At 54.4% G+C, this 6,800-nt stretch carries 8 protein-coding genes; 6 read left to right on the top strand and 2 right to left on the bottom strand.

Features of this window, described 5'->3' with window-relative positions:
- Nucleotides 1-1,182, top strand: a 1,182-nt coding sequence (locus ACFWW2_RS12105; protein WP_393928333.1) for an IS256 family transposase, incomplete at its 5' end; no start/stop codon positions are given.
- A 92-nt stretch (nt 1,183-1,274) separates the two neighbouring features.
- Here the strand turns inward: ACFWW2_RS12105 and ltaE are convergent.
- Entirely contained in the window at nt 1,275-2,309 is a 1,035-nt protein-coding gene (ltaE, locus tag ACFWW2_RS12100) for a low-specificity L-threonine aldolase (RefSeq protein ID WP_393928332.1), read from the bottom strand.
- A gap of 87 nt (nt 2,310-2,396) precedes the next feature.
- Here ltaE and ACFWW2_RS12095 point away from each other — a divergent pair, with 87 nt between their 5' ends.
- The 5 genes from ACFWW2_RS12095 to ACFWW2_RS12075 all read left to right on the top strand — a co-directional run bounded on the left by ACFWW2_RS12095 (nt 2,397) and on the right by ACFWW2_RS12075 (nt 5,245).
- Nucleotides 2,397-2,876 (top strand): Lrp/AsnC family transcriptional regulator, encoded by a 480-nt coding sequence (locus tag ACFWW2_RS12095; protein ID WP_393928331.1) that lies wholly within the window; start codon nt 2,397-2,399, stop codon nt 2,874-2,876.
- 628 nt (nt 2,877-3,504) lie between these two features.
- Entirely contained in the window at nt 3,505-3,720 is a 216-nt protein-coding gene (locus tag ACFWW2_RS12090; protein WP_393928330.1) for a DUF1127 domain-containing protein, read from the top strand.
- Between the two features lie 553 nt (nt 3,721-4,273).
- Entirely contained in the window at nt 4,274-4,453 is a 180-nt protein-coding gene (locus ACFWW2_RS12085) for a hypothetical protein (protein WP_393928329.1), read from the top strand.
- Nucleotides 4,450-4,617, top strand: coding sequence for an H-NS family nucleoid-associated regulatory protein (locus ACFWW2_RS12080; RefSeq protein ID WP_393928328.1), 168 nt, complete (start codon nt 4,450-4,452; stop codon nt 4,615-4,617). The genes ACFWW2_RS12085 and ACFWW2_RS12080 overlap by 4 nt, the downstream gene beginning before the upstream one ends.
- 91 nt (nt 4,618-4,708) lie before the next feature.
- Entirely contained in the window at nt 4,709-5,245 is a 537-nt protein-coding gene (locus ACFWW2_RS12075; protein WP_393928327.1) for a YecA family protein, read from the top strand.
- A 714-nt stretch (nt 5,246-5,959) separates the two neighbouring features.
- Here ACFWW2_RS12075 and ACFWW2_RS12070 read toward each other — a convergent pair.
- Nucleotides 5,960-6,520 carry a hypothetical protein gene (locus tag ACFWW2_RS12070; protein ID WP_393928326.1) on the bottom strand — a complete coding sequence of 187 codons (561 nt, stop codon included), beginning with the start codon at nt 6,518-6,520 and terminating at the stop codon, nt 5,960-5,962.
- Nucleotides 6,521-6,800 lie beyond the last annotated feature (280 nt).

Raw genomic sequence — 6,800 nt, 5'->3', positions numbered from 1 at the left:
CTACGATCTGGAGCGCGTGACTTAATCCAACAAGCTGTTGAAGCTGAACTTACAGCGTTGCTGGAGGCGCATTCGGACGAGCGAACCGATGATGGCCGCACACGATTAGTACGCCATGGTCACCTGCCGGAGCGCGAGGTTATGACGGGGATCGGCGCGGTGCCGGTGAAGGTGCCGCGCGTGCGAGACCGGAGTAGCGACGTAGAGAAAATCCGCTTCGCGTCATCCATTCTGCCGCCCTATCTGCGCAAGGCCAAGTCCATCGAAGAGCTGTTGCCCTGGTTGTACCTCAAGGGCATTTCCACGGGCGATTTCCACGAAGCGCTGGCCGCTTTGCTGGGGCCCAACGCGGCGGGTCTGTCTTCGACGACGATATCCCGGCTCAAGGCCGACTGGTGGGATGAGTATGACCGCTGGCAACGTCGCGATCTCAGCACGCGGAGGTTTGTCTACATCTGGGCGGATGGGGTCTATTTCCGACCACGCATGGATGAGGAAAAACAATGTGTTCTGGTGTTGATCGGCGCAGACGAGTGGGGCCGGAAGGAAATCATTGGCATCGCCGATGGCTATCGCGAAAGTACCCAAAGTTGGCGTGAGCTGCTTCTCGATCTCCAGCGGCGCGGGCTTACCCATGCGCCTGATCTTGCCATTGGAGACGGAGCCTTGGGCTTCTGGCATGCGCTGCGCGAGGTCTTTGGGGCCACAAAAGAACAGCGCTGCTGGTTCCACAAAACCGGCAATGTACTGAACGCGATGCCGAAGTCGGTTCAGGCCAAAGCCAAGGGCCACCTGCACGATATCTGGCAGGCTGAGACGCGCGTGAATGCCGAGGCCGCTTTTGACTTCTTCATCACAACCTACGGCGTGAAATACGACAAGGCTGTCGGGAAACTGACCAAAGACCGCGACGTGTTGCTGGCCTTCTATGACTTCCCTGCCGAACACTGGAAGCACATCCGCACCACCAACCCCATCGAGAGCACCTTTGCCACTGTCCGACACCGCACTGGCAAAACCAAAGGCTGTCTCAGCCGCAAAACCGGCCTCGCTATGGCGTTCAAGTTGATGGTGTCAGCCCAGACCAAATGGCGGAAGCTCGACGGCGCAAACCGCATGCCCGAGATCATCGAAGGGATTGCATTCAAAGACGGGATCAAACAACTTAACCATGCCGCCTAATCACGCCGTCACCAACTTCCGGCCCAAGCTCCACATGGATTACCCAGACCGGCTCTAGCCGACACGCGCTAACTTTGACCTGATCCAGTGATTCAGCTTGCATAACTGGCCTCCTGCATTTGGGCGAGGCGTTTCACAGTGGAGGCCAAAGCCGCATCATCAATTCCGAGATGCGTGACCCAACGTTGCCGTTTTAGGTTGCCGGAGATACGAATCCCGGTTTCTTTTAGAAACCTTGAAAACTCGCTCTGAATAGACGCTTCCACATCGCAGAACACCATGTTGGTTTGAGGCGTTTCAACTGTGAGGCCTGGAACATGTGACAGGGCGGCGGCAAGCTCTGTTGCTCGTGTATGATCGGCCTTTAATCGTGAGACATTGTTCTGCATCGCATAGAGGCCCGCAGCGGCAATGATCCCGGCTTGCCGCATTCCGCCGCCCAGCATCTGCCGATGCCTGCGCGCTGTTTCGATCACCTCCGCTGACCCCACAAGGACTGAGCCAATTGGTGCGCCAAGCCCTTTGGAGAGGCAAAAACTGAGTGTGTCGCAGTAGCTGGCAATTTTTGACACTGGGCAGCCTAGCGCGGTGGCTGCGTTGAAAACGCGTGCGCCGTCCATATGGATTTTCAGATCATGCTCTGCCGCAAGTTCCGAAACACGGAGCAAATAGTCCGGCGCTAGTACCTTGCCGTCGATGGTGTTCTCGACCGCAATGAGCCGAACAGGCGCAAACAGGATAGAGGCCGGGAAAAGGGAAGCTTCGATGTCTTCCAGCCTCAATGTTCCATCGTCTTGGTTCTGGACGGCTTGCGGCTGGACACCGGCAACCATGGCTGCTCCTCCCAACTCACGCAGATAGGAATGAGAACGGTGCCCCACGATATAGGCCTCACCACGCTGGCAGTGAGACATGACGGCTATCAGGTTGGATTGTGTGCCGGATGGCGTAAGTAGAGCCGCTTCTTTTCCAAAGAGGTCAGCCGCAAAACACTCCAGTTCCTGAACCGTCGGGTCATCGCGGTAGTAATCGTCGCCTACTTCGGCTTTGGCCATGGCCTCGCGCATTCGCAAGCAGGGTTTGGTGACGGTATCGCTTCTAAAGTCTAGCTCGAGTTTCTGTTCCATATTGTTGGGACCTTTGTTGATTTTGACCCAACCTGCCCGACCGTGAATGAAATAGGTGATTGAAGTTTGCGAAGTTTTGCAATCAGATTGCATACAAACGCAACAAGTGTGCAAATCAATTTGGATCGTATAGACCGCAAGATACTCAGCCAACTTCAGAATGACGCATCTATCGCGAACAACGATCTTGCGGATTTGGTTGGGCTGGCACCATCAAGCTGCCTTCGGCGGGTTCGTCAGCTTAAGAAAAAAGGTGTCATAACAGGGGTGGTGGCCCTCACCGATCCAAAAAGAATGGGCCGACCTCTCAAGGCGATTGTCACAGTCAAGCTGGCCGATCATGGTGTCACCGCCCGAAAGCAATGGCTGGCTGACATGAAAACCGAGGCGGCGATCTCTCAAATCTATTCAGTCTCAGGTGAAACAGACACCGTTGTCATGATGAATCTGACTGACATGGAAGAGTTTCAGGAATTGAGCCAAAGGCTGTTTGCCGAAGATGAAAATGTGCTTCAGTACCAATCGTTGTTTGTGCTGGAACAGCACAAGTTTGATCTGGCGCTATAGACTCAAATGCAGCCGTCTGTTTGCTCACGGAGAAAGCCCGGTTTGTCCGCATCTCGATTGCTGAAACCGCTTGCGGCGAAAGGGCGGTTTAATATCCAGCCGGATCAGCGCGGGGCAATGTCTGGTTCGGTGAAATCCGCCGCGTTGCTGCAAATCCCGCGCTGCACATGCGAGCAGATGCTGCGTCAGCAAGCACCAGCAGGAGCAATGGCGGCTGAGTTCGCATCTTAACAGTTCGTTCACGCCGCAACGAACGGCAGGTGTACGTATAGGGAGGGCCTTCTGAGAATTTCATCGTACTGGCTATGTGATACACAAAAGCCGCTAATTTTGCCCTGCTTTATTGCGACTGACGACTGCAACACAGGACGGACCTCTAGCGGACAGAACTTTCCGCGCTAACGTACGATCCTGCCCCTACCGGAGCGGACCCCTCGAGCCCAAAATCGCAATAGATTGATGATGTTAGGTCAGTAGTGTCTACGCAATTTCTGCATAGCAGCATTGCCAAAACGATCGTTGTGCAAGTACAGCATAACCATACATTCTAATCAAAGCGTAACTAAAAATTCTAATCAAAACAGCGCGGCAAAAACCGCCAACACACATGTTGAGTTCGAGAAACACAATGAACGCACTTACACAAACATTCTTCGCAGACACGTCGCTGACAGAACGCTTTGCCGCGTTCCGTATCCGTCTTGCCGAGAACGCAGCCAAGCGCAAAACCTACCGCACAACAGTGGCGGAGCTTGAGGCGTTGTCCTCTCGCGATCTGGCCGATTTAGGTATGTCGCGCAGCATGATCAAAAGCATCGCTCTTGAGGCCGCTTACGGCAAGTAATTCAGATTTCGGATCTGCCGCTTCCTCCCCCTGAGGCAGATCCGGATACGGCCCAACGCTTCACCTCCTCCCGAGGTTTTGGGTCTTCAAAAAGGTGGCGGCATCCACCTCCTCCCGGACGCCGCCACCTTATAATACCAGTTTCGGAACCGCCCACCTCCTGCCGAGCAACACCACGCGAGGAAGCGCTGCAGCCGCAGCGGCCCTTGCCGGAAAGCCTGCTGCAGATTGTAGGGGATGAATCTTAGCTTTGTGCACAGAGGTTTGCTTGGAGGGTAGCCGCCCGTCCGGAGGGCGTTCTTGAGCGCGTGATGCGCCTTGCCCTTGTTCAGACCGAGCTGGATAGGACGCTAGTTTGCGCAGGATCTGACTGGGTGCGATGCTCGAACGCCGGAGATTGCAATGCGTGGCGGGGCCTTTAAGTTCCGGCCACTTCTGCTATTTGTATGGTGTCGGCGTACCAGTTTACACACTGCTTAAGCGAGTATCGACGCGGTTCCCCCCTTAAACGCAAGTGATGTATTGCGGCAAGCAACTGCAAGGAATACCCCAAATGAAGATCGACCTGAAATCCATGACCGGCAAAGAGCTTGAGAAGCTGCGCACCGATATCGACAAGACGCTGACGAGCATGGAGCAGAAAAAAGAAAAGAGGCGCTGGCTGCAGCTGAGAAAGCTGCCAAAGCCCATGGCTTCACGTTGGCACATATTACCGGTGGTGCCACTTCTGTGACAAAAACCGCGCGCAAAACGGCGAAGAAACCCAAGAAGGCAAGCATACCCAAATACGCCAATCCAGATGACAGGACGCAAACCTGGACCGGCAAGGGACGGAAGCCTGAGTGGTTCAAAGCAGCCATGGCGGCAGGGAAAACACCGGAACAATGCGAGATTTGACACCCAGTCATTGATAATGGATTCGAGCGAGCCTGGTGCGTGTGCTGCGTGGTTTTCCGGGCCGAAATGCTGACGTAAAGGATCAATCAAGTTGAGCCGCGCGATGACTGACATTCTGACCGAACTTGATACCTATCTGCGCTCAAATGACAGGCCACCGGATAGTTTGGGTCTGTCTGATCTGGATGGGTTCTTGACTGGGTTAGTCTGCACTCCAAAGCCAGTCGCGAATTGGGCTGATGCGGCATTTGGGGCAGGCGTCCGCGTTCCAAAACGCATCATGGAGCTGACAACACAGCGGATGGATCAGATCGCAGCAGGTCTCGCCGCGGCGACACCAGTGCTGGAGCCGGTGTTTTGGCAGGCCCCTGAAGGACACGCCATTGCGATGGACTGGTGCGAAGGCTTCATGGAGGCGGTGAAGCTTGATGTCGCGGCCTGGGATACCTTTGGACAGTCTGCAATAGGTTCGAAGCTGATGATGCCGATTCTGGTCCATATGTTCGATGACGGCGGCAACTCAATGTTTGGGATTGCGGAGGAAGATATTGATCAGACGCTAGAAGTCGCTGCAGAGGCTGTTCCTCGGGTCGTGCCATTGATCTACCGTGAGATGCGGCAAAGATAGAGATCGCCGCGACGGACCGGAAGAGCCCAAAGTACCGGATGCTGGGACGTGTTCGAATGGCTGCTTTGGAGAAACCTCGCCAAATCATGCAGTGAGGATGGACTTACTGAAGTCTTCGTGGCTCGGCCGGTTCTAGAAGAAGAAGCCGAACCCCGATGGCGACGATGAGCAATCCAGCCGTGCGCTCTAGCGGATCTCACATCATGTTTGGTGTTTCTTTGTGGTAGGCATCAGGGTCATCTAGGTTCGAGTAACCCAAACCAAAGCTTGTAGCTGTATGCCAAACGGCCCACGTTATTCGGTTGCTTTCGGCTCCCAATAGCCTGCGGCCCGTCTTAGGTCGAATGCCAAGTATTCGCCACCCACTAGCGCGTGAAGTCTCATTGTGCAAAGCCGCTGTAGCGTCCACCAGAAGGCGAAGAAGGCGAGGAACTGGTGGCATAGATACGTGTCCAGAGAAGCTGCAAATTGCCTCATGAACCTCCTTCAGCTCTGCGTCAGAGACTTCACGTGCAGAATTGCGGTCAAATTGATGCCATCCATCTGCTGCTTCGACCTGAAGTGCCGTCTTCAGGCCGTCCAGGTTCAGGGTTCCTCTCAACATAATGGTTTGTTCCAACCTTCCTTTTAGAAGGCATCGATTATCAGCAAGCAGCCCATGTGAGAACAGAAAAATCGGTGCAACGACCTCGATTTCTAACTGCAGTGCCGAGCCTATACTTTGTGAACATCACCTTCAGGAGACCGCACTTCGATTTCGGCAAACAACCCGAGGAAAGGAACACCTAGTACCGTGCGGTCTGTCCAACTCTCTACGGCCTTAACAGCCTCACGAAGGCTCCGAGCGTAGTATTCTTCAACCAACTCGTCAGGACCTTCCCGGCGTGTGATCTCAAAAGGCATAGCTTCAGAGCATTTGCGAGCATCAAGCTGAGGAAGGAATATATGGGCGGATCGCCACTCTTCCTCAGATGTCTTGTGGGCCGCAAGGGTGGCAAGCTGAGCGTCAGAAAGCCTGCTGAGCTTATCCGCCGTCTTGTGCCACGGGACACGCTCCCAGGCCCCGTCACTGGCTGTCGAAAAGTCCTTTAAAATAGCTGCTTTAAATACCGGGTCCTTCTTAGCCCTGCGCATAAGCGCGGCCACCACATACTCACCGTCATACATCTCGAAACAGTTGTTAAACTCACGCGAACGCTCGTTATTGATCAGTGCCTTGTGAGCATAGTTCACGCGGCGCGAATAGTTCTTCTTTCTCGCTTGAAAGCTAGGCATTAAAAGTCTCCTTATAGACATTGCGCAGCCTGTAGCTGCATGGTCAGACTAGGTTCTTGTCGAGAGTAGTGGGGCGCTAGATAGCGCCCCCGCTGATGATCAAAAACACTCAGGCACCCAAGCATCGATCCGCGCCTTCGGGAGTATCCGAAACTCTGTGTATGAGGCTTAGCCCATGCGAGTTTGGCGGCTCATTTGTTGAACCGTTCTGGGTATAGGATAGCGAACTGATTGCGGGCAGCAACCCATTCTCTGACGGCCCTGCCTGTCTTCTCAAGAC

Origin of the sequence: Yoonia sp. R2-816 (assembly GCF_046762905.1) — a bacterium.
Classification (GTDB): Bacteria; Pseudomonadota; Alphaproteobacteria; order Rhodobacterales; family Rhodobacteraceae; genus Yoonia.
This window is presented reverse-complemented; position numbering and strand designations above follow the sequence as displayed.